A 24,092-nucleotide genomic window follows, 5' to 3' on the forward strand; every position below is an offset into this window, starting at 1 on the left:
ACATGAATTCGCGTCAAATGCAACTATAGGACTAGTTAAAACCGCTTTTTTATAACGTAATTTTTCAAATTGGACTATCTATTTTAAAGCATGTCAAACAATGATAATTGATTTTCATCTGGTAAATCTTTTAAAACTTTATTCTCAGTCATATATTCAATCAGAGTTTTTGAAACTTTTCCTCTTGTTGCTAAGTCTTCTTTAGAAAGAAATTTCTTTTCTTCTCTTGCAATACAAATTTGTTTCGCCACATTAGCTCCCAAACTCGGAACGGCTCTAAACGGTGCTATTAAAGAGTTTCCATCAATAACAAAATCATTTGCATCAGACTTATACAAATCAATCATTTTAAATTCAAAACCTCGTTCAACCATCTCATTACATAATTCTAAAACCGTTAACAGGTTTTTTTCTTTTGTTGATGCATCTAATCCTTTATCCATAATTTCTTTCATTTTTGCTTTGATTGCATCTTTTCCTTGGCTCATTGCCACTAAATCAAAATCATCTGCTCGGACAGAAAAGTATGCTGCATAGTAAAGAATTGGAAAATGGACTTTATAATAAGCTACGCGCAGTGCCATTAAAACATAGGCCGCAGCATGGGCTTTAGGGAACATATACTTGATTTTCAAACAGGAATCAATATACCATTCAGGTATTTTTTCATCACGCATTGATTTTTGCCAATCATCTGGGATACCTTTTCCTTTACGAACGCTTTCCATAATTTTAAAGGCCAATCCATCATCTAATCCATTGTGAATAAGGTAAACCATGATATCATCCCGACAACCAATTACTTGTGAAAGCGGAATATTTTGGGTTCGAATCAACTCTTCAGCATTTCCTAACCACACATCGGTTCCATGAGATAAACCTGAAATTTGTAATAACTCTGTAAACGTTGTTGGTTTGGTTTGTTCCAACATTCCTCGGACAAAGCGTGTTCCAAATTCTGGAATTCCTAGCGTTCCTGTATTGGATTCAATTTGTTCACTAGTCACGCCAAGTATTTCAGGTCCGCCAAATATTTTCATTACTTCAGGGTCATCTGTCGGGATGGTCTTTGGATCAATTCCAGATAAATCTTGCAGCATTCTAATGACGGTAGGATCATCATGCCCTAGTATATCTAATTTTAAAACATTATCATGAATAGAATGGAAATCAAAGTGTGTCGTTTTCCATTCAGAATCTTGGGCATCCGCTGGAAATTGAATTGGAGTAAAGTCATAAACATCCATATAATCTGGAATAACGATAATTCCTCCCGGATGTTGTCCAGTTGTTCTTTTCACTCCAGTAGACCCTTTGGCTAATCGGTCAATTTCTGCTGCTCTAAAATTCAAATTCATATCCCGTTCGTAGCCTTTTACAAAACCATAGGCGGTACGATCTGCTACCGTACCAATTGTTCCTGCTCGAAAAACATATTCATCTCCAAAAAGAACTTTAGTATAGTTATGTGCTTGAGGTTGGTAATCTCCAGAAAAGTTCAAATCAATATCAGGTACTTTATCCCCATGAAATCCTAAGAAGGTTTCAAATGGAATATCATGTCCGTCTTTAAACAATCTTGCCCCACATTTTGGGCAAGGTTTTTCTGGTAAGTCAAAACCAGAACCGACTGAACCATCATCAAAGAATTCAGAATATTGACAATCTGGGCAACGATAGTGTGGAGGCATCGGGTTAACCTCGGTAATTCCTGTCATGGTTGCAACAAAACTTGAACCAACAGAGCCACGTGAACCAACTAAATAACCGTCGTTTAAACTTTTATGCACTAGTTTTTGAGAAATTAAATAGATAACCGAGAAACCATTCCCAATAATACTATTTAATTCTTTTTCAATTCTTTTTTCAACAATTTCAGGAAGAGGATCTCCGTAAAGTCTTTTCGCTTCATCATAACTCAGTTTTCGAATTTCTTCTTCTGACCCTTCAATCTTAGGAGTATATAAGTCGGTTTTAACTGGTGTCATTTCTTCTACCATGCCTGCTATTTTTTGAGTATTTTCCACAACGATTCGATGAGCAGTTTCTTTTCCTAAAAAGCTAAATTCATGAAGCATCTCATTCGTTGTTCTAAAATGAACTTCTGGTAAAATACTGCGATTTAAAGGATTGGCCCCGCCTTGAGAATGAATCAAAATTTTACGGTAAATTGCGTCCTCTTCATTCAGATAGTGAACATTTCCAGTTGCAACAACGGGTTTATCTAGCTCCTCTCCCATTTGCACCATATTACGCAAAATCTCTTCTAAATCAGATTCACTTTTAACTAATTCTTGCGCTAATAAATGCGCATAAACTGGTTTTGGCATCACTTCAAGGTAATCATAAAATTTGGCTTTATTTTTGGCTTCGTCATAGCCTTTTTGCATCATGGCTTCAAAAACTTCGCCTTGACTACATGCCGATCCGATGATTAAACCTTCTCGTAACTCATTTAATTTTGACCTTGGAATTCGTGGCACACGGTAAAAATAATCCACCATTGACATAGAAACCAGTTTAAATAAATTCTTCAACCCTGCTTGGGTGGTCGCGATAATTGTCGCGTGGAAAGGTCTTGCTCGTTTATAAGAATCCCCTTCACCAATATGCAGATTTAATTCATCGTGATAGTGCATATTATGTTCTTCTTTTGCTTCTTTTAGAAAAATCCAACATAGCTGCCCAGTTGACTCAGAATCATAAATAGCGCGATGGTGGTGTTCCAAATTAACACCATATTTTTTTGATAAAGTATTCAAACGATGGCTCTTTAATTGTGGATGTAAAAATCGGGATAATTCCAATGTATCAATCACTGGATTAGTAGCTTCTGGAATATCATACTTCCCATAACTTGTATTTAAGAAACCCATATCAAAACTGGCATTATGGGCCACTAAAATATGATTTTCAGAAAATTCTTTAAAGAGTTTTAACACGTCTTCTTCCGACTTAGAGCCTTTCACCATATCATCGGTAATCCCCGTCAAGTTAATGGTTGTTTGAGATAGTGGATGACCTGGATCGATAAATTGCTCAAACGTTTCTATCACGTTTCCTTTATACATTTTAACTGCAGCTAATTCAATAATGGTATCGTAAACGGCTGACAATCCAGTTGTTTCCACATCGAAAACGACATAGGTTGCATCGGCTAACTCAATGTGATCTGGATTATAGGCAATCGGAACACCGTCATCAACGATGTTGGCTTCAATTCCATATAAAATTTTCACACCGTGTTTTTGACCTGCATGAAAAGCATCTGGGAAAGATTGTGCGCCTCCATGATCGGTAATTGCTATAGCAGGTTGCCCCCATTTAGCAGCTTGTGCAACTAAATCAGTAATGTTGTTTGTTGCATCCATTTGACTCATATTGGAGTGTAGATGTAATTCAACCCGTTTATCGCCTTCAGCAGCTGTATCCTTACGAGCCTCATGCTTCCATTCCGTTACATCACGAGCACTCATCACTAAATCGCGCATAAAGCTATCTTCCTGAACGCTTCCTCTTGCTCGGACCCACATGCCTTTTTGCAATGCAGCAAAAGCTGCTTCATCCTCTGGTGAATTGGAAAACATTTTAACTGAAAAAGAAGAAGTATAATCTGTAATTTTTAAAATCATAATTTGTCGTTCAGAACGTAGTACACGAATTTCTTTATCAAATACATACCCTTCAATCGTTACTCGACGTTCTTCTTCAATAATTTCACTCATTTGTTTGACTTCTTCTTTAGCATTAATTTGGCGCCCTAAAACGATCGGTCCTTTTGGCAAATTCACCAGTTTTTGATCTTTATTGCGTTTCTTCTCTTCTTCAGCTTTTTGCAAATTTTCAGAAGCACGCATTGCTAATAATGCATCTGCTTCTTCTTTTTTTGCTTGGAATTGAGCTAATTTTTCAGCATTGGCAACTTCATCAATAATCGGTTCAATTTTGAAGCGAGGAAACCCTAGTCTTTGGTATTCTGCTTCTACTGGAGGCAAATACTCATTTAGTAGATGACTTTTAACGACTTCATTTTCAACAAAAAGTTGAACTTTTTTTAAATTCATGATAGGTAATTGTTGCGCAAATAAGTTATTGATTAGAGGTGAAGATACGCCACTTTTTTTAACAGCTTCTGGCCAATAATGTTCTAATTTTTCAATCGTTAACTGTGGATTTTCTGCCTCTATTGAAAATGTAACATCTGCAATAGTTCGAAATGAAATTTGCAAGCGCTCTGATAAATTTTGATACACTTCAAATGGCAATATGTCTTTAAATAAAAAGTCAAAATGCCATATTTTAGATTGCTTATGGACAGTCACTTTCTTGATACTTCCATTTTCAAAATAAGGGCGGTAGCCTGCTTCATGATGTAGGTCTACTTGTTCCAGTAATTTTTGAAACAATTCTTGTTGATTTAAACTCATGGGATACCCCTTCCTATATATATACATGCAAACACTGACTTGTATCTGTTTGCCATCTTTGATAGCTACGTTTATCATTGTACCAAATTTCGAGGCGAAACGATATTTCATTTTAATAAAATTAAAAATAAAAGCAAAATGAAGAGTCTTCATTTTGCTTTTATTTGTTTAAATGGTGTTTAAAAGAATATTCAATGTATCGGTTAATTCTTCTTTTTTAACTTCAATTGTTTCGCCTGTTTTACGTAATTTAATTTCTACGATGCCTTCGCTCGCTTTTTTACCCACTGTGATTCGAACTGGAATTCCAATTAAATCAGAATCAGCAAATTTCACACCGACGCGTTCATTACGATCATCCATTAAAACAGATAAACCAGCATTTTCTAGACTTGTGTAAAGTTCTGCACTTAAGTTAACTTGTTCTTCTGCCTTCATATTAACAGGAACCAAATGAACTTCGTATGGCGCAATATTACGTGGCCAATTGATTCCTTTTTCATCTGCTTGTTGTTCAACAATAGCTGAAAGTAGACGGCTCACTCCAATTCCGTAACAACCCATGATTACTGGAACTGAACGTCCATTTTCATCTAAAATAGTTGCATTCATTGATTCACTATAACGAGTGCCTAGTTTAAAGATATGGCCAATTTCAATTCCTTTTGTAAACTGAATAACACCTTGTCCGTCTGGCGAAAGTTCACCTTCCATAACGAAGCGCAAGTCCTCATAACTTTCAATTTTGAGATCACGTTCTGGATTTACATTTACAAAGTGGAAGCCTGTCTCGTTAGCACCACAAACTGCATTTGCTAAGTCTTGGACATAACGATCAGCAATCACACGAATCTCTTCATTGATATTAATTGGACCAACTGAACCAAAGTCTGCTCCAATCCATTTGATGGCTTCTTCATCCGTCGCTAAATCTAAGAAATCTGCTCCAAGAAAGTTTTTTAATTTCACGTCATTGACTTCGTGATCACCACGAATCACCACTAAAATAGGTTTTTCATCCGCAATAAACAATAGGCTCTTTATCACACGACTTGTTTCAACTTCTAATAATGTTGCTACTTCTTCGACAGAACCCGCATTTGGTGTTGCTACTTTTTCTAATTCTTTTTCGATTTCATGAGATTTTTTGCGCATATAGAAATTAGTGGCCATTTCTAAGTTCGCCGCATAATCACTAGCATCTGAATAACAAATCGTATCTTCACCAATATCAGAAATCGCCATGAATTCTTTTGAATCTTTTCCACCCATCGCGCCACCATCACCAATGATGCTACGGAACTCTAAACCACAGCGTTCAAATATACGGTTGTAGGCTTGTTCAAATTGACGGTACCCTGTGTCTAGGCTTTCGTCACTATCGTGGAATGAATAGGCATCATTCATGATAAATTCACGGCCTCTTAATAAACCAAAACGAGGACGTTTTTCATCTCTAAATTTTGTTTGAATTTGATATAGTGATAATGGCAAACGTTTATATGAATTAATTTCATCACGAATCAAGGCTGTAAAAGCTTCTTCATGAGTAGGACCTAATAAGAAATCACGCTGACTACGATCTTTTAATTTCATTAGATTTGGACCATAGGTTTCATAACGTCCGGACTCTTCCCAAAGTTCACGAGGTAATAGGGATGGCATTAGCATCTCTACCGCATCAATTTTTTCAAATTCTTCGCGAATGATGGTTTTTAATTTTTCTAACACTAGATTTGCTAGTGGTAAATAACTATACACCCCACTTGATACTTGTCTGATGTAACCAGCTCGCAATAGCATTTGATGGCTGATTACCTCAGCATCGTTTGGAACTTCTCTTAATGTAGGTACGAATAGTTTTGACTGTTTCATTATTTTTCTCCTTTTATAAAAATGAAAAATCAATGATTTTTCATTTGAAATTTACTTTGTCATTTTAATTAAAAAAGTAGCGCTGAATATCATTCCAAGTCACTAAGACCATTAATAACATTAATAAACCAAAGCCAACCATTGTAATAATTCCTTCTTTTTCAGGATCCAGTGGTTTACGTCTAATGCCTTCAATAATATTTAATAGTAATTTTCCACCATCTAACGCTGGAATTGGTAATAAGTTGACGATTCCTAAATTGACACTTAGGAAAGCTAACCAATTGAAAACACCGTAAAATCCTGTTTGGACAACTTGTTGCGTTGTTGCGTAAATTCCAACGGGACCAGAAAACATATTAATTGAAAATCCTTTAGTAAACATAGATCCTAAAATTGTTAAAATTTGGACAATTACAAACCATGTTTGCGTAAATCCGTAGCTAATTTTAGCTGTAAAAGAAGTATCCATCGCCGCTTTTATTCCAATCATGCCGACTTTTTTGCCGTCTTTTGTATCTTGCTTTTCTGGCGTTAAGGAAATGACTTTTGTTTCTCCTTTTTCAGATTCTACTTTTAAGTTAATTTTTTTTGCTGGATATTTTTGGATTTCTTGCGCTATTTCAACCCAAGTTGTCGTTTTCTTACCTGCAACCTCTAAAACTTTATCGCCTTCTTTTAACCCAGCTTTAGCTGCTATACTGTTTGGCATAATTTCTCCTAATTGATTTTCATGAGAAACAACCCCACCTTGCATAAAAGCCATAATCGTAAAGGCAATAATTGCTAGAATAAAATTATTCATTGGTCCGGCAAAATTTGTCATCATACGTTTTGGAAGACTCGCTGATTGAAATTGAACATCGATTGGTGCAATTTGTACTTCAGTACCATCTTCTTCAATCACTGTTGCTTCGCGTAATACTGAATAACGAACTAACTCGTCTTCATTCCCCGCTAAGTATCCTTCAATAAACAATTCTTTTTCTAAATCCAATGCAACAACTTCCATTGGGACAGCATTTAATAAGTGCGTTTTTTTAGATGTATTGATTGTTGTAACGATATTGTCAGAATTAATAACTAGTCCTACTGGCATTCCTGGCTTAATTTCAGTTTCTTCTTCTCCAAATCCTGCCATTCGAACATATCCACCTATTGGTAATATACGTAACGTATAGGTTGTTCCATTTTTTCGGTATGAAAAAATTTTAGGACCAAAACCAATCGCAAATTCTCGAACTAAAATCCCAGATTTCTTAGCAAAGTAGTAATGTCCAAATTCATGGACAACAACTAAAATACTGAAGACAATAATAAACGTGATAATGGTTGTAATCATTTGACACTCTCCTTCTATGTTAGCCAACTTGCGACTAGTTTTCTTGTTTCTTTATCCACTTCCATTAAAGTAGTTAAATCTGGCTGTTTGATATAATGCTTTTCTTGAATGGCTTTTTCAACAAGCTCTTCAATGGCTAAAAATGAAATTTTCTTTTCAAGAAAGGCAGCAACAGCAACTTCATTAGCTGCATTCATCATCGTCGGTGCTGTTCCTCCCATTTCTCCAACGTTATAAGCTAATTGCAATAACGGGAAACGTTTGAAATCCATTTTCTCAAAATGTAAAGCGCCAATTTCTGCTAAATGAAATGGCTTTGGTTTCTTCATTTCAATTCGATTCGGATAAGAAAGAGCATATTGAATTGGCTCTCGCATATCACTTGCTCCTAGTTGAGCCATCACTGCACCATCAACAAAGCTAACCATCGAATGAACGACACTTTCTTTGTGTAAAACAACTTTTATTTTATCATAATCTAGTCCAAATAACCAATGGGCTTCAATTACTTCTAAACCTTTGTTCATCATTGTTGCTGAATCAATTGTAATTTTTTGACCCATTGACCAATTGGGATGATTTAGCGCATCTTCTAGTGTTACACTGACTAGTTCTTGGCGTGTTTTATTTCTGAAACTGCCTCCTGATGCTGTGATTAACAAATGATCTACTTCAACTATTTTTTCACCATTTAAACATTGAAAAATCGCTGAATGTTCACTATCAACTGGAAGCAGCTGAACTCCATATTGTGTAGCTAAATCTGTTACGAGCTGGCCTGCCATTACTAGCGTTTCTTTATTGGCAATCGCAACCTGTTTTCTCTCCTTAATAGCAGTCAATGTCGGCAGTAAACCTACACTACCTGACACCGCGGTTAATACGAGATCAATTGCTTCTACTGCAACAATTTCAGAAAGTCCTTCTACTCCATAAGTAAAGGTTACAAAAGGAAATTCTATTTTTAATTGAGCTGCCATGTCCTTTGTTCCTACAGCAACCATTTTAGGTTTTAAAAGCTGAATCAACTGACGCCCTCGCTGGATATTATTAAAAAAAGAAAAAGTATGAATCGTAAATTTTTCAGGATGAGCCAAGACGACATTGACTGTATTTTCACCTACAGAGCCTGTTGCTCCAAGCAAACAAATATTTTTCATATAGAACAAAAGTAGTCATCACAATCGATAACTACTTGTACACTTCCCTTCAACATTAGATTAAAGTTACCAGATGAACGATTGGCAATACAAATAACAAACTGTCAAAGCGATCTAAAATACCACCATGTCCTGGTAAAATCGTTCCTGAGTCTTTCACGTCGTAATGACGTTTAAAAGCTGATTCTACTAAATCTCCTAACTGTCCAGCAATCGAGAATAAGACAGTTAAAGCTAACATTATACCCATTGAAAAAGCTTGTGGGAAAAAGTATAAATAAATTGCTGCTACAACGATGGCAGAAACCATTCCACCAATTGATCCTTCAATTGTTTTGTTTGGACTAATAGCTGGTGCTAACTTTGTTTTCCCAATTTTACGGCCAAACATATATGCTCCTATGTCCGTTGCCCAAACAACAAAAAGAACGAACATCAGCAATGGCAACCCTGCAGCTCTTGTTTCAATAAAGTAATGGAATCCTGTTCCAATATATAAGGCACCTAACGTAGCAACGCCTGCATCATCGATTGTAAATGAATTTTTCGAAAAAACTGTACAAACTAACAATAAAATACCACATATATAGAATAAAAAAAGTGTTGAAAGAGATAGGGGAATGAAAGATAAATACTGTTTTGGAACCAAGATTAACATCATCCCGATTGAAGCGATTATTCCCTCAATCGAAAAAATAGAAATGCCCTTCATTTTTAATAATTCATACATCCCAACTAATCCCATTAAAACGGCAACGATTTCTAATACCCAAGAACCAATATATAAAACTGGGATAAAGAAAATCAACGCCACAATTGCTGTAATTACACGTTGCTTCACAAAAATTTCCTCCTCAAATTACAAACCACCAAAACGTCGATTACGTTTTTGATAAATTCCAATCGCATTTTCTAAAACTTCTTCACTAAAATCAGGCCATAGTATTCTAGTAAAATAAAATTCACTATAAGCAATTTGCCATAGTAAAAAATTACTGATTCGCTCTTCCCCACTAGTTCGAACTAATAAATCGGGTTCTTGAAATTCACCTAAAGACGCGGTCATTAATTCTTTTTCAAATGTTTCTTCATCAATTTCTTCAAGAGTTAATTCGTTTTGTTGTACTTTTTTCGCCATTTTTTTTGTCGCTTCTAAAAGCTCACTACGGCTACCATAATTTAATGCAAAATTTAAAATCATACCTGTATTGTCTTTTGTATCTCGAATGGCATTTTCAACTGCTTTTTTTGTATGTGGTGGCAATTCATCAATAAAACCCATCACATTTACTTGCACATTTTCTTCGATTAAATCAGGAACAAATGTATCAAAAAAATCAACTGGAAGTTGCATTAAAAAATTCACTTCATCATTTGGTCTTTTCCAATTTTCAGTAGAAAAAGCATAAAGCGTTAATACTTTTACTCCTAATTTACTAGCATGTTTTGTTATTTTTTTTACAGTATTCATTCCTTCACGGTGTCCTGCAACTCGCGGTAAGAATTTTTTTTGAGCCCAACGTCCATTCCCATCCATAATAATTGCAATATGATTTGGGATTGCTTCATTTGGTTGAAAAGGAGCTTCATTTGTTGGAGAATCTTTTCTTCCTTTTCTATTAAATAAACTTCTCAAGCAGTTCCCTCCAATTTCTTTCTTTAGCTCTATCTATTGTAGCAAAAAGTTGGGAACTTTCCTATTAATTTTGCGAAAAATAAAGATTTTCTTTGCATATTTATGATAATAAATCGGTTTTTATCCCACTTATTCTTTAATTGCTACTTTTTTTAACAATAAAATCATGCCCAAAAAAAGTTATTTAGCAGCATAACTATTTATCTGTTTTTTAATAAAAAAAAACAGAAAGAAATGATTTCTCTCTGTTTTTTCTATATTTAATTAACCTTCTAAAATTTCTTTTTCTTTTTCAGCAGCGATTGCATCAATATTTTTAACGCTTTCGTCTGTTAATTTTTGTACTTTAGTTTCGTAATTACGTAAATCATCTTCAGTCATTTCTTTGTTTTTTTCAGCTTTTTTCAAGTCTTCAATTGCATCACGACGAATGTTACGAGTGATTACTTTTGCACCTTCAGCTTCTTTTTTAACGCGTTTTGCTAATTCTTTGCGACGTTCTTCTGTTAGCATTGGAATAACTAAACGAATCACATTTCCGTCATTTGCTGGGCTAATTCCAATATCGCTTTGCATCAACGATTTTTCAATATCTTGAATAATTGTTTTATCAAAAGGTGTAATCATTAATACACGAGCTTCTGGAATCGTGATAGAAGCCATTTGGTTTAATGGCGTTGGAGCACCATAATAATCAACTTGAATACGGTCTAAGATACTAGCATTCGCACGACCTGCACGAATAGTACCTAATTCACGTTGTAATGATTGTTCAGTTTTTGTCATTTTTTCTTTTGTCGCTTGTAAAATTGCTTCACTCATGTTTTACTTCCCCCTTACTGTAGTTCCAATGCATTCGCCTAGTGCAACACGTTTAATATTGCCTGCTTCATTTAAATTGAAGACAACTAAAGGAATGTCATTGTCCATGCTTAACGAACTTGCCGTTGTATCCATTACTTGCAAGCCTTTGTTGATAATTTCTAAATGTGTTAATTCTTCAAATTTGACAGCAGTTGTATCCAATTTTGGATCAGCAGAGTACACGCCGTCTACATTGTTTTTCGCCATTAAAATAACGTCTGCATCAATTTCAGCCGCTCGTAATGCTGCAGTTGTATCGGTAGAAAAATATGGATTCCCCGTTCCACCAGCAAAAATGACAACACGCCCTTTTTCTAAATGACGAACTGCCTTTCTTCTGATGTATGGTTCAGCAATTTGACGCATTTCAATAGATGTTTGAACTCTTGTCGGAACACCAACATTTTCAAGATTGTCTTGTAACGCTAATGCATTCATCACTGTGGCAAGCATACCCATGTAATCTGCTTGTGCACGTTCCATTCCCATTTGAGAACCAACTTGTCCACGCCAAATGTTTCCCCCACCTACAACGATTGCAATTTCAACACCTAAGTCATGTACTTCTTTGATTTCTTTTGCAATCTCTTTGATGGTTGGAGGTTTTATTCCAAAACCTTCTTCGCCAGCAAGTGCTTCTCCACTAACTTTTAATACTACGCGCTTATATTTTGGTTGATCCATATTTTAATTCCCTCCATTAACTTTACTACTCTAAACTCATTTTACCATAACTGCAAGAAAAAAGGGAGCGCTCATTAACTGATGCGTTCCCTTTTACATAATGTGTCTAAGGTTTATTTATTCACTTGACTCATAACTTCATCAACAAAGTTATCTTCACGTTTTTCAATACCTTCTCCAACTTCAAAACGTACAAATGATTTCACTGTAGCGCCTTTTGAAGCTACAAATTCACCAACAGTTTGATCTGGATTTTTAACAAATGATTGATCTACTAAGCTGATTTCAGCAAGATATTTGTTTAAACGACCTTGAATCATTTTTTCAACAATGTTAGCTGGTTTGCCTTCGTTAAGTGCTTGTTCAGTTAAAACTTTTGTTTCATGAGCAATTTCTTCTTGAGAAACTTGATCACGAGAAACATACTTAGGATTGATTGCAGCGATATGCATAGCAACGTCACGAGCAACTTCTTCGTCTGTTGTTCCATCTAAAAGAACTAAAACAGCAATACGTCCACCCATGTGTAAATAAGCGCCAAATGCAGCATTATCTTCTTTGGTTACACGTTCAAAACGACGGAAGCTGATTTTTTCACCGATAACAGTGTTTGCTTCCATGATTTCTGAACCAATTGTTCCGTTAGCAGTTTTGATTTCTAACGCTTCTTCCATGTTAGCTGGGTTTGCTTCAACTACTTGGCGAGTTACTTCTGCTACTAGTGTTTGGAATTGTTCATTTTTTGAAACGAAATCTGTTTCTGAGTTAATTTCAACGATTGCTGCATTGTTTCCTTCAACATAAACGCTAGCTAAACCTTCAGCTGCAACGCGGTCTGCTTTTTTAGCAGCTTTCGCCATTCCATTTTCTCTTAAGTGATCAACCGCTTTATCGATGTCACCTTCTACAGCTACTAAAGCTTTTTTAGCATCCATCATACCAACGCCGGTCATATCACGTAATTTTTTTACTAATTGTGCAGTTACTTGTGTCATTTTATTTTCCTCCTAGGTTTAGGTGTAGTTGTCTTTAGTTTTTCAGTAGGTTTTATCCTATACAGAAAAAATAGGCCGCCTCTTGAAAAGGAAATGACGCCGCTTCGTAAAAAGTCGCTACTCACTTCTCTTTTACTGGAGACAGCCTAAAGATTTTTATATTGGTTGATTATTCAGCGTTGTCGCCTTCAACTACTTCAACGATTTCTTCGATTGATGCAGTTTCAGTGCTAGCTTCTTTTGTTTCAGCAACAAAAGTTTCTTCAACGATTTCATCTTCACCTTGACGTCCTTCGATCATTGCGTCAGCCATTTTAGCTGTCAATAATTTAACGGCACGGATTGCGTCATCATTCGCTGGAATTACAACATCAATCTCATCAGGATCACAGTTTGTATCAACAATACCTACGATAGGAATGTTTAATTTGTGAGCTTCTTGAACAGCAATACGTTCTTTACGAGGATCAACAATAAACATTACATCTGGAATTCTTGGCATATCTTGGATACCGCCTAAGAATTTTTCTAAACGTTCCCGTTGTTTGTTTAAGATTCCAACTTCTTTTTTAGGAAGGACTTCAAAAGTTCCGTCTGCTTCCATTTTGTTGATTTCTTTCAAACGTTTGATACGTTTTTGGATTGTATCCCAGTTAGTTAATGTTCCACCTAACCAACGGTGGTTTACAAAGTATTGACCTGAACGAATTGCTTCGTCTTTAACAGCTTCTTGAGCTTGTTTTTTAGTTCCTACGAATAAAGCGATTCCGCCGTCTTCAGCAACATTTTTCATGTAGTTGTAAGCTTCGTCTACTAATTTAACAGTTTTTTGTAAATCAATAATGTAGATTCCGTTTCTTTCTGTGAAAATGTAGCGTTTCATTTTTGGGTTCCAACGACGTGTTTGGTGACCAAAATGTACACCGGCTTCAAGCAATTGTTTCATTGAGATTACTGCCATGATAAATTTCCTCCAATATGGTTTTTTATTTTCCTCCCTCAAATTCAACTGTAAGGAGACTTGAGATACTCAAGCACCATTCCTTTACATCCTTTAAGGTGTGAAATTAATTGGTGTTTTACACCGTCTATAATTGTACTATATCAATGGATTTGTTGCAAGAGTTTTTAATTTTTTTCTAACAAGTAACTTATTATTTTTATGAATAACTGAAAAACTAATACGTTTCTCAGTTAGTTTTAATTAAAATCGTTTCCAATTCCACTTTATACAAAATACCGTGTTTTTATACGATTTATTTTGCTATACTAATAATCGTGTGAAAAAAGTAACTTGATGGAAGGATTTGTCTAATTTTGATTAATGCAATTGTTTTTGATGTTGATGATACACTATATGATCAACAAGCCCCTTTTAATAACGCTTTAAAAATTTGTTTTCCGGAGTCTACCAAAAAAATCGATTTACACCATGCGTATATTCGCTTCCGTTTTTACAGCGATGAGACCTTCTGTAAGTATATTGCTGGAGAATGGACTTTATCTTTTATGCGTTTTAATCGGATTGCTCAAGTCTTAAAAGAAAATGGTTTTACCATTACAGAAGAAGAAGGTTTATCCTTTCAGGAAGTTTACGAGATCGAATTGGATCGCATTCAACTTTTACCAGAAGCTGAAGCTGTTTTAACTAGGCTAGCTGGAAATAAAGAAGTAGACTTAGGAATTATTACGAATGGTCCTACTGATCATCAATTACGAAAAATTAAACAGTTGCAACTTGAAAAATGGATTCCAATCGAAAATATGATTATTTCAGAAAGTTCTGGGTATGCTAAACCAGACCCACAGATTTTTCATCTTGCAACAAAAGAATTTCATTTTGATGCTGCAAAGACACTGTATGTTGGTGATAATTTTGACAATGACGTGAATGGTGCAAAAGCTGCTGGTTGGAATGCACTTTGGTTCAATCATCGGAAACGTCTAAAACCTATCAGTAGATGGGATTGTGATTATGAAATCACTTGCTTCACTGAACTTTCTAACCTAATTGATGAACTTATTGAATCTTAATCAACAAAAAAGATAGCAATTAATGTACTACTCCAAAAATCATTTTTTGAGAGTTCATACATAATTGCTATCTTTTTTTATTTTATCATCTAAAAATTTTCACCAATGCTTAAAATTTCTCGGATATCCGATTCTGTTAATTGGTTTAATTGTTGATCTGGTGATCCGTCTGCTGTAATGACTTGATCAAACAACGCTTTCTTTTCTTGTTGTAACGAATTGATTTTTTCTTCAATTGTACCTTCTGCAATCAAGCGCCAAACTTGAACAACCTTTTTTTGACCAAGGCGATGCGCTCGACCGGTAGCTTGTTCTTCGACAGCTGGATTCCACCATAAATCATATAAAATAACCGTATCCGCACCTGTTAGGTTAAGACCAGTTCCACCGGCTTTTAATGAAATCAAGAAGACTTCTTTTTCTCCTTCATTAAAACGATTCACCATTTCTAAGCGTTCTTTTGGTTTTGTTTGGCCATTTAAATAGAATGTTTCAAATCCTGACTCAGCTAGTTCTTTTTCAATAATTGAAAGCATGGACGTAAATTGTGAAAATAGTAGCACTCGTTGTCCATTTTCTTTTGCAGTTTGCAACATTTCTTTTAACTGCTCTAATTTTCCCGATTGACCTTCGTAATTATCAATAAATAAGCGGGGGTCACAGCAAATTTGTCGTAATCTAGTTAATCCTGCTAATATTTCAATACGGTTTCGCTTAAATTCATCTTGACTCATTCCTGAAATGCTATCTTGAATTCGCTGTAAATAAGCTAAATAAACGGTTTTTTGCTCTTTCGTCAAGGTACTGTATAAGTCCGTTTCAATTTTATCTGGTAAGTCTTTTAACACATCTTTTTTAATCCTTCTTAGCACAAATGGTTGGATCATTTTAGCAACTTGCGGGTACGGTAAGGTTTTAAATTGTTTGATCCCTGGGAAAAATCCAGGCATAATCAATTGAAAAATCCCCCAAAGCTCTTCAATTTTATTTTCAATTGGCGTTCCACTTAAAGCAAAGCGTTTTTTTGTAGTTAATTCTCTTAAAGCTTGGGCTGTTTTTGTGTGGTAATTTTTCACCATTTGAGATTCATCTAACACTAAGGTGCCAAAGGTTTGTTTTTTATAGTGCTCAACGTCTTGTCTAAAACTTGGATAAGAAGTAATCAAAACTTGATTGGGTTGTGCATTTCCAATCAGTTCTTTACGCTCTTCTGCTGACCCCACAACAACGACGCTTTCAATTGAAGGAGCAAATTTTTTAAGTTCGTGTTGCCAATTGTAACTTAATGAAGCTGGCGCAACGATTAAAAAGGGATCATTGGTTTTATTTTCTTCAATTTCTGAAAGGATAAAAGTGATTACTTGGATGGTTTTCCCCAACCCCATATCATCTGCTAGAATCCCACCAAATCCATATTTCGACAGCATTTTAAGCCATTTGAAACCTGTTATCTGATAAGGTCTTAAACTGGCATTCAAAGTCTTAGGTACGGCCACTTCAAATAAATCAGGATGGTTCAAATCTTCCACAAGGGTTCTGAATTTTCTTGACAACTTACGACGATTCGCATCTTCTAATCCTAGTTTTTCTTGAATTTCAAGACCTCTGTAACTTGGCAATTCGACTTTTCCTTGTTGGAAATTTTTAGTAATTCGTAATTCGTTTAAAATCTCACTCACTTGTTTAAATCCTTCTGTTTCTAAGGAAAGGATCATTCCGTTGTCTAACTTATGAAATGATTTTTTTTCAACTAAACTACGTAAAACTTGATCAATTTCAGTTGGAGTAATGCCTTTAATATCAAATTTAACATCAAGAAGTGAACCATCATTTTGTACATCAATGGATGTTTCTGGATCAATTTGATCTAGAAATAGTTGATCTAAGACATCATCAACAAAAACCTCTGCATCCATTTCAAGGGTTGGAATCTCTTTAGTAAATAATGTATAAAAGTCATCGTCCCTCACCAATCGTTTTGAATAGCTCGTTTCAAGCCGATGATAATCAAATTCCTTTAGCACATTTAAAATACGCATCTCCGTTTGACTGTCCCTAATTACTTGGGTGTTATCTTTTGCTAATCGATTATGGGAAGGATCTGTAGAAAGCGTTAAATGATCATAATTAAAATCAACAACCGCTTGAACATTGTCTTTTTGGTATGAAAAATAAATAGCTGTTTTTAACGGCTCTTGAATAAAGGATTCTTTTAAATCATCATCAATCGAAACCTCGCCAATTTTAGCTAGTAAGGGCATTACATAGCTTGTAAAGTCAGGCATATCGATTGAATCGATTTTAACTTCTTTTCCATCATAACGTTGTAGAAAATTTTGTAATGGCTGAAAAGCACGTAATTGTTCCTTAGAAGGTTGAAAAATAACCTGTTTTGCTACAAACCATTGGTAATTTTTTAGTTGAGCATCAATTTGGTTATCAATGTATAGTGTAATATTTTTTTCATGTTGGAATAATTCAAAAGAAAATGGCAATTGTCCTTCGACAAAAAGAACTTCTTTATATTTATGGTCATTTACATAAAATTGAAGTTTTCCAGCTTCTTGAATCAACCTAATCGTGTCTTCTGCCAAAACTGGGGATAGTACCAGATAACGATGATTTGTATAGATAGATTTTGGTTCTTTACTTCCCACCCCCATCATTTGGTTTGATACGGCTTGTTTGTATAAATACATTAATATTAATTGATCCCCACTTGTAAGATTTACTTGCTTAAAGTCAAGAGCCATACCACTTTTCAGCTCAATTCTCCCTTGATTAACAGCACTTTCTAAAAATTGATTGACGTCTTTTACAATATAAAGTTTATCAACACCTGCTCGGATACTTAATACTAAAACTTCTTCATTGTTACGAATAATTGTTGCCTGTTTAGACTTTATTTCAATTTTATATTCAATAGATAATTCTGATTTGACTGATTTTGCAGTCATGGTTTCTCGATTTTCATTTAAAAAAACTCGGGAAAACGATTCCGTTAGTTCATGGCCCGGCTCTGGCAACTCACTAGCAACAGCCTTTGCACTTTCTGCTGTTATAATGCGACTGACTCCTTGTTCTTTTAATGCCAATTCAACAGCAACCGTATGCTTGCAATACCCATGATCCTTCCAATAAGGACATTCACAAAAATCTTCTTCTCTAGTAGTTCCATCTAATTCCACATGATAGATTTCACTCCCCATCACATCTGCAGTCCACATCTTCTTTTCTAAAAAAGGAGTGATGGAAAGTATGCGTTTTTCATTTACATACACTCTGCCTTGTTCAATGATTCGTTCAGGTATGCTCCACTTCATTTGAAATTCTCCTACTTTCTTCTATCAATAGTCAGCTTTTTAAGTTCAACTTCGCTTTTTTCTATCTCTTCATTGTACGCTATTTAACTGGAAAAATACACAAGTTTCTTTGTTTTTTGTTGCGTTTGTATTATGTAATTATACTAAAAATCAAGTTTAATAAAAAATTCTCTTTGCTTAATCATTATTTTGATAGCAAAAAGAATTTGTTTACTTTTCAATTAACTTCCCTTGAATAACAAATCGCCCTTTTTCATAATCAAAACCTGTATCACAGGTGGACAAGGTTATTATCTGATCTTGATCCGTAACGGTGACATTGGTTTGAAATTTTGACTGTTGCTTGATTGTTGTTAAATAATTTGAATAAGCTTGAGGCTGACTAAAATCTGTCTCAATGTAATAAAAATCAGTTGTCGTTTCATAGGCAGCAAAAACCTCTACTTGATAGCTTTTGGTTTCCGTTTCGTAATCAAACGTTGGATGTTTATTGAAAAAATCTTCATCTAAATAGTTTTGTAAATCAGCAAACATCGAGCCATCCTTCATATTGTGACCATATAAAATCGTATTGAATTCAGACTCGGACTGATTGCGAAAATCTTTAAAAACGCTGCCCACTCTGGCTATTTCTTTTTGATAATTGTGCTTTAAATAAAAATCATTATCTGAAGATTGTAAAATAGGATAGTCAATGGCTGTATCAGGAATTGAAATCCAGCCTTTAATATCTGGATTGATTTTTTTTAATTCGACAAATGCTGGTTTTGTACTCGTTACTGACCTTGTTTGTTGAGCTTGTTTTTGATAAACCTTTTGAACATCTGCTAATATTCGCTGATTGTGCTGGTTTTCTGTTAAAATCGTAAGAATTTTCCAACCTGAAAAAAGCAATACAATCAGCATCACGCCACTGAGTAGTTTTCGTTTCATTTGTTTCACTCCTTCTAGTAAGGCAAAATATAAGGTCTTCCTGAAGGATGTTGAATAAGCTCCCCCGAAATACCATAAACATCTTGAAGCATCCTTGGCGTAATAACCTCATTGGGCGTTCCTTTAGCGCTAATTTCACCATGATGCATGATGATAATTTCGTCGCTATATTGACTGGCTTGGTTAAGATCGTGTAACACCATAATAATCGTTAGCTTTTGAGTTTGATTTAATGTTTGAATTAATTTAAGCAACTCAATTTGATAGGTTAAATCCAAATAGGTTGTTGGTTCATCTAAAATTAAATACTCTGTTTCTTGAGCGAGTGCCATCGCGAGCCATGCTCTTTGTCGTTCTCCTCCAGATAATTCAGCCAATAGACTCTCTTGTTTTTCTACTAATTTCATTTGTTGCAATGCCTGCTGAACAATTTTTTCATCTTTAGTAGTCTTTCTTAAAAAATGCTGGTGAGGCAGACGTCCATACATCACCAATTGTTTAACTGTATAGTCACCTGGTGCTATATTTTCTTGTTGTAAAGAGGCTAATTTCCTTGCAAAATCTTGCTTACTAAACTGATGTAGCTCTTGTTTATCAAGAATAACCGTTCCTTTTTTTGCTTGTAAATGACGCGTTAAAATACTCAGTAATGTTGATTTCCCACTACCATTTGGTCCGATAATTGTTGTGATTTTCCCTGCCTCAATAGTTAAATTAATCCGATTTAGAACAGGCGCTTGTTTTGGATATGCGTATCTCAAGTTATTGATTTCCATCCATCTTTCCTCCTTTCCAAAGTAAGAAAATTAGACAAGGTCCGCCAATCAGCATCATTACTGTTGCTGCTGGAATTTCCATCATTTGGAATATACTTCTTCCTAGCGTATCCGCAACTAGTAGTATTAAAGCACCAAGTAAACTAGAAAAAGGAATCAGCAAACGATAATCACTAGTTTTCAGCAGTCCTCTAGCAATGTGAGGCACAAGTAAACCGATAAATGCAATAACGCCGACAATCGCTGTCGTAATCGCTGTTAGTAATACTGCTATCCCAGCAATAATGATGCGCGTTTTATTTAAAGATAAACCTAAACTTGTTAGATTTTTATCCGATAAGGCTAGTAAATTGCACCATCTAGCCGAAAACAATGCCAATGCTAATCCAATTGCAACGTAAACAAATAAGAAACGAACATCTCCCCACGATTTCATGCCAAAGCCGATGGATTTACCCACTATTTGACTAGAAACTTGTGTGATTTGATTGGCGAAAATTTCATTTAATCCACTAAAAATAGCATTGATGGCTACTCCAGTAACAATCAATTGCAACGGTTTTAACCCCGATGAATAACTAAAACTGAATACTAGTAAACAGGCAATGCTCCCACCAATAAAGGCAAAAAGCGGAGTCCAAAAATAAAATTTTGGGAAAAATAATAAAATAGCTAATGAAAAAAATTGCGCACCCGCTGAGATTCCAATAATTCCTGCATCCGCCAATGGATTTCTTAAAACTGCTTGAAATAACAATCCAGCTACTGATAAGGCTGCACCTGCTAATATAGCTAACACAATTCGCGGTAAACGAAGATCTTTCACAATGGTTGCTTTTTCACTCGTTCCTTGAATCAATTCGCTAAACGAAAGTTGTAAGCTTCCAGACTGAATCGCCCAAAAACAAGTTCCAATAAGTAATAGGCTAAAAATAATAAAAAGAAGAAGTTTATTTTTCATATAGAATCTCCGCTAACTGAGCCAGTGCTTCTGGTGCATTTAATGACGCAGTCATACCAAATAAATTTTCATCTAAATCATAAACTCGTTTATTTTTTACTGCATTAAAATGTTGCCAAATATCATTTTTTTTAAATTCAGCATCAAACATTTCAACAACTTCCTTTGGCATTCCGTGAGCGGCACGAATGATAATATCAGGATTTGCTTGTTGTAAAAATTCAGTATTCGAAGCTAAATATTCTTGTTTTTGACCTTCTATGATATTTTTTCCTCCCGCTCTTTTAACTAAATCACCTAAATAAGCATTTTCAGTGACGACTAAATAACTTCCAGGAATACCCATTAAAATTAAAACGGTTGGTTGTTCTTTGCCCTCATATTTTTTTTGAACGTCTTTAATTTGTTTTTCTATCGATTGATTTAATGTTGTCGCTTGCTGTTTACGATCAAATTCATTCCCTAAAGCTGAAATTTCTTGTTCCATTTTAGCAATACTGCGAAAATCTAAGAATTTAGTTTTAAGATTTGCATTTGTCAGCCCTTCTGCTAAATCGGCTTCTAGCGTTTTCGTCGATAAAATTAAATCTGGCTGTAGCGTACGCATCAATTCTAAATCAGGTCCCATTGGCGAGCCAACAGCTTCAACTTTTTGATAACGACTTGGTAGTTTTTTAGTTGTTGTCGGAACACCAATAAGTGGTAAATCAAGCTGATCCATAATTTCGGTGCTAGCAACAGTCGTTGCTATAATTTTAGGTGTATGTGTTTTTTTTGCTGCATCATCAGGGGGTTCCGTTGCCGCATATCTACAACCTCCAACTAGTAACAACATAAGTATCAGAAACATTGTTGTTATTTTCTTCATTTTAATCCTCCCTTATTTATGAAAATTGAGCCTTAGCAATTGCTAAGGCTCGTTTTCTTTATTTTTTTGCTGCTTGGTAACGACGTAAAAAATAAAATGTCGCTATTGTAAACAATGTTCCGTATAAGCCGATTGATGCCGTATCCATTGTTTTTGGATTTTGTGTTTGATTTTCTTGTTTTTTAGCCAGCGTTTTCACTGTTCCATCTGTGCTAAAATCAGGTTTTCCTAATTTAGCTGCTGTTTGATTTGCAAGAGCTGAATCTACTAAGCTTGCATTAGGAATAGCTGGAGTTGGCGTTATTTGTGTCGGTATAATTTCTTGTCCCGTTACATCTTGTAAGGTACTTTGATCTAATTTTACAGAAACTAAATAGTCATGATCGTATTCAAAGCCTTGCACATTCTCTATTTTCACATGTGTTTTAACTTGCGTTTCTGCTGTTTCATCTGAAATTTTGTATTTAACTGTTCGTGTATTCGCTACACTATCTGTTTTTACTAGTTCAGCAGCTTGCCACACACCATTTTCTAAATGGTCAAATGTTTTGATCCAATCACTGTCTTTCATTGTTAAATAAAGGTACGGCTGGTTGTTTTCTACCTTGATGATTCCTGGTTTTAACAAATAGCCATCCATCATTGATTTTTCCGATGAATTTTCTTGATTCACTTGAAATTGAATGCTGTATTGGTGTCCATTTATTAATTTTTTTGTTTCCACTGGTTTTTCTGGTGTTGGGTCAGGGATTGGATCTGGAGTTGGCGTTGGATCTGGTTTTTCTATTGGTTTTTCAGCTGTTGGGTATTCTGTAGCTGATTTTGCCGCCGCGGTTTCAAAAATAAAACGAAAATCCGCTTTTCCTTGATAAATCGTTCCATTTCCCATTGGTGCTTGATACGTTACGTGAGATGCTAGCTCTTGATTTAAATCCGTTACTTCAAATTGTACGATGCGACTATTGGTTTTTTCATCCGTTGAAAGTACGGTAGCATTCGTTAAACCAGTGCCTAAAGTTGTTTGTAAGCTTGTCACCGTTTCTGATTTATTGATTCGAACAGCTACAAAATTGTGGCCGTTTTCAACTTTTAACCAAGCTGGATTATCAAAATAGCCCTGCATACTGCTAGCTTTATCTTGAGTAGCATGTTTAGCTGTGAACGGAATAGTATATAAGCCATCTGTCAGTTTCTTCGGAGTTGCTGTTGGATATTCCGAAGTTGGTATTGCTTTTGTTCCATCAAAGATAAAACGAAAGTCCGCTTTTCCTTGATAAATTGTCCCATTTCCCATCGGTGCTTGATACGTCACGTGAGATAATAATTCTTGATTTAAGTCGCTCACTTCAAACTGTACGATTCGACTGTTTGAACCTTCATCTGTTGATAGCACTGTAGCATCCGTTAAAGAAGACCCTAAAGTTGTTTGCAAACTTGTTACTGTTTCTGATTTATTGATTCGAAGGGCAACAAAGTTATGACCATTTTCAACTTTTAACCAAGCTGGATTATCAAAATAGCCTTGCATGCTACTCGCTTTATCTTGAGTTGCATGTTTAGCTGAGAATGGGATTGTATAAAGTCCATCTGCTAAAGGTGTTACTGTAACCGGATCAGTTGGTTCTGTTGGATTTGTCGGTTCTGTCGTCACTGGAGTTTCTGGTTCCACTGGTTTACTAGGCTCTGACACTACAGTTAATGAACTTGGATTCATTGTTAAGTCCACTTGGTACCAGTTATCATAGTCAAAACCTGGAATTCCTTCAACTTTAATATGCATATAGGAATAAACCACATTGTCTATAGAATTGATTTTGATTTTTGCAACTCGCTCTCCATTATTAGGCGTGCTGTATTCGACATCTTGATACGTACCTTGATAATTTTCTACAGGACTAGGCGCTACTGGATGTTCGCCACTTTTACTTGTTGCAAAATTTTTCCACCAATTGCTGTTCTTAAGCGTTACATATAGATAGGGTTGACCACTTTCAACTTTAATGGTCGCTTCTTGCTGAATATAACCATTGGCTGCAGAAGATTCTTTTGTACGATTGCCAGTATTGTCTTTAAAAAAGTTGACTTGAATTTTATATTCGCCACCATCTTTTAACACACTGTCGGCTTTGACAATCGTTGTTGGGAATAAATTAATAAATAGCAATCCAATCAATAAGAGACTGCTGATTTTTTTTATTTTAGTTGTCATTTGCT

The 24,092-nt window shown here is 35.3% G+C and carries 17 protein-coding genes; 1 reads left to right on the top strand and 16 read right to left on the bottom strand.

Annotated features, from left to right (window positions below):
• Window positions 1-83: 83 nt before the first annotated feature.
• From AC07SW_RS09750 to rpsB, 10 genes are all read right to left on the bottom strand, one after another.
• Window positions 84-4,427: a PolC-type DNA polymerase III gene (locus AC07SW_RS09750; RefSeq protein ID WP_494632786.1), complete on the bottom strand. Its 4,344-nt coding sequence runs from the start codon at window positions 4,425-4,427 to the stop codon at window positions 84-86.
• A 168-nt stretch (window positions 4,428-4,595) separates the two neighbouring features.
• Window positions 4,596-6,302 carry a proline--tRNA ligase gene (locus tag AC07SW_RS09755; protein WP_135023195.1) on the bottom strand — a complete coding sequence of 569 codons (1,707 nt, stop codon included), beginning with the start codon at window positions 6,300-6,302 and terminating at the stop codon, window positions 4,596-4,598.
• Window positions 6,303-6,366: 64 nt separating this feature from the next.
• Window positions 6,367-7,644, bottom strand: coding sequence for an RIP metalloprotease RseP (gene rseP, locus AC07SW_RS09760; protein WP_119907962.1), 1,278 nt, complete (start codon window positions 7,642-7,644; stop codon window positions 6,367-6,369).
• A gap of 14 nt (window positions 7,645-7,658) precedes the next feature.
• A complete protein-coding gene (locus AC07SW_RS09765; RefSeq protein ID WP_135023403.1) occupies window positions 7,659-8,804 on the bottom strand; it encodes a 1-deoxy-D-xylulose-5-phosphate reductoisomerase in 1,146 nt (381 codons plus the stop codon).
• Between the two features lie 55 nt (window positions 8,805-8,859).
• Window positions 8,860-9,645, bottom strand: a complete 786-nt coding sequence (locus AC07SW_RS09770) for a phosphatidate cytidylyltransferase (protein ID WP_034570015.1) — start codon at window positions 9,643-9,645, stop codon at window positions 8,860-8,862.
• 18 nt (window positions 9,646-9,663) lie between these two features.
• Window positions 9,664-10,365 (bottom strand): undecaprenyl pyrophosphate synthase, encoded by a 702-nt coding sequence (gene uppS / locus AC07SW_RS09775; RefSeq protein WP_236707211.1) that lies wholly within the window; start codon window positions 10,363-10,365, stop codon window positions 9,664-9,666.
• Window positions 10,366-10,704: 339 nt separating this feature from the next.
• Entirely contained in the window at window positions 10,705-11,262 is a 558-nt protein-coding gene (gene frr, locus AC07SW_RS09780; RefSeq protein ID WP_034570018.1) for a ribosome recycling factor, read from the bottom strand.
• Between the two features lie 3 nt (window positions 11,263-11,265).
• Window positions 11,266-11,988 (bottom strand): UMP kinase, encoded by a 723-nt coding sequence (gene pyrH / locus AC07SW_RS09785; protein ID WP_034570020.1) that lies wholly within the window; start codon window positions 11,986-11,988, stop codon window positions 11,266-11,268.
• Window positions 11,989-12,101: 113 nt separating this feature from the next.
• Window positions 12,102-12,983 carry a translation elongation factor Ts gene (gene tsf, locus AC07SW_RS09790; RefSeq protein ID WP_034570022.1) on the bottom strand — a complete coding sequence of 294 codons (882 nt, stop codon included), beginning with the start codon at window positions 12,981-12,983 and terminating at the stop codon, window positions 12,102-12,104.
• 169 nt (window positions 12,984-13,152) lie between these two features.
• Complete coding sequence (gene rpsB / locus AC07SW_RS09795) at window positions 13,153-13,944, bottom strand: 30S ribosomal protein S2 (protein WP_034570024.1); 792 nt, start codon at window positions 13,942-13,944, stop codon at window positions 13,153-13,155.
• Window positions 13,945-14,300: 356 nt separating this feature from the next.
• Here rpsB and AC07SW_RS09800 point away from each other — a divergent pair, with 356 nt between their 5' ends.
• A complete protein-coding gene (locus AC07SW_RS09800; RefSeq protein WP_119907960.1) occupies window positions 14,301-15,017 on the top strand; it encodes an HAD family hydrolase in 717 nt (238 codons plus the stop codon).
• An 89-nt stretch (window positions 15,018-15,106) separates the two neighbouring features.
• Here the strand turns inward: AC07SW_RS09800 and AC07SW_RS09805 are convergent, their stop codons facing one another.
• The 6 genes from AC07SW_RS09805 to AC07SW_RS09830 all read right to left on the bottom strand — a co-directional run bounded on the left by AC07SW_RS09805 (window position 15,107) and on the right by AC07SW_RS09830 (window position 24,087).
• A complete protein-coding gene (locus AC07SW_RS09805) occupies window positions 15,107-18,340 on the bottom strand; it encodes a DEAD/DEAH box helicase (protein ID WP_135023197.1) in 3,234 nt (1,077 codons plus the stop codon).
• Window positions 18,341-18,550: 210 nt separating this feature from the next.
• Window positions 18,551-19,273, bottom strand: a complete 723-nt coding sequence (gene srtB / locus AC07SW_RS09810; protein ID WP_494632791.1) for a class B sortase — start codon at window positions 19,271-19,273, stop codon at window positions 18,551-18,553.
• Between the two features lie 14 nt (window positions 19,274-19,287).
• Window positions 19,288-20,049, bottom strand: a complete 762-nt coding sequence (locus AC07SW_RS09815; protein ID WP_494632793.1) for an ABC transporter ATP-binding protein — start codon at window positions 20,047-20,049, stop codon at window positions 19,288-19,290.
• Window positions 20,036-21,010: a FecCD family ABC transporter permease gene (locus AC07SW_RS09820; protein ID WP_135018463.1), complete on the bottom strand. Its 975-nt coding sequence runs from the start codon at window positions 21,008-21,010 to the stop codon at window positions 20,036-20,038. The genes AC07SW_RS09815 and AC07SW_RS09820 overlap by 14 nt, the downstream gene beginning before the upstream one ends.
• The gene (gene isdE / locus AC07SW_RS09825; RefSeq protein WP_494632795.1) at window positions 21,000-21,878 is read right to left on the bottom strand and encodes a heme ABC transporter substrate-binding protein IsdE; all 879 of its coding nucleotides are present in this window, start codon (window positions 21,876-21,878) and stop codon (window positions 21,000-21,002) included. Before isdE ends, AC07SW_RS09820 begins: the two co-directional genes overlap by 11 nt.
• Window positions 21,879-21,936: 58 nt before the next feature.
• Complete coding sequence (locus AC07SW_RS09830) at window positions 21,937-24,087, bottom strand: NEAT domain-containing protein (protein WP_494632796.1); 2,151 nt, start codon at window positions 24,085-24,087, stop codon at window positions 21,937-21,939.
• Window positions 24,088-24,092 lie beyond the last annotated feature (5 nt).

The organism is Carnobacterium sp. GW821-FHT04C06 (assembly GCF_059420345.1).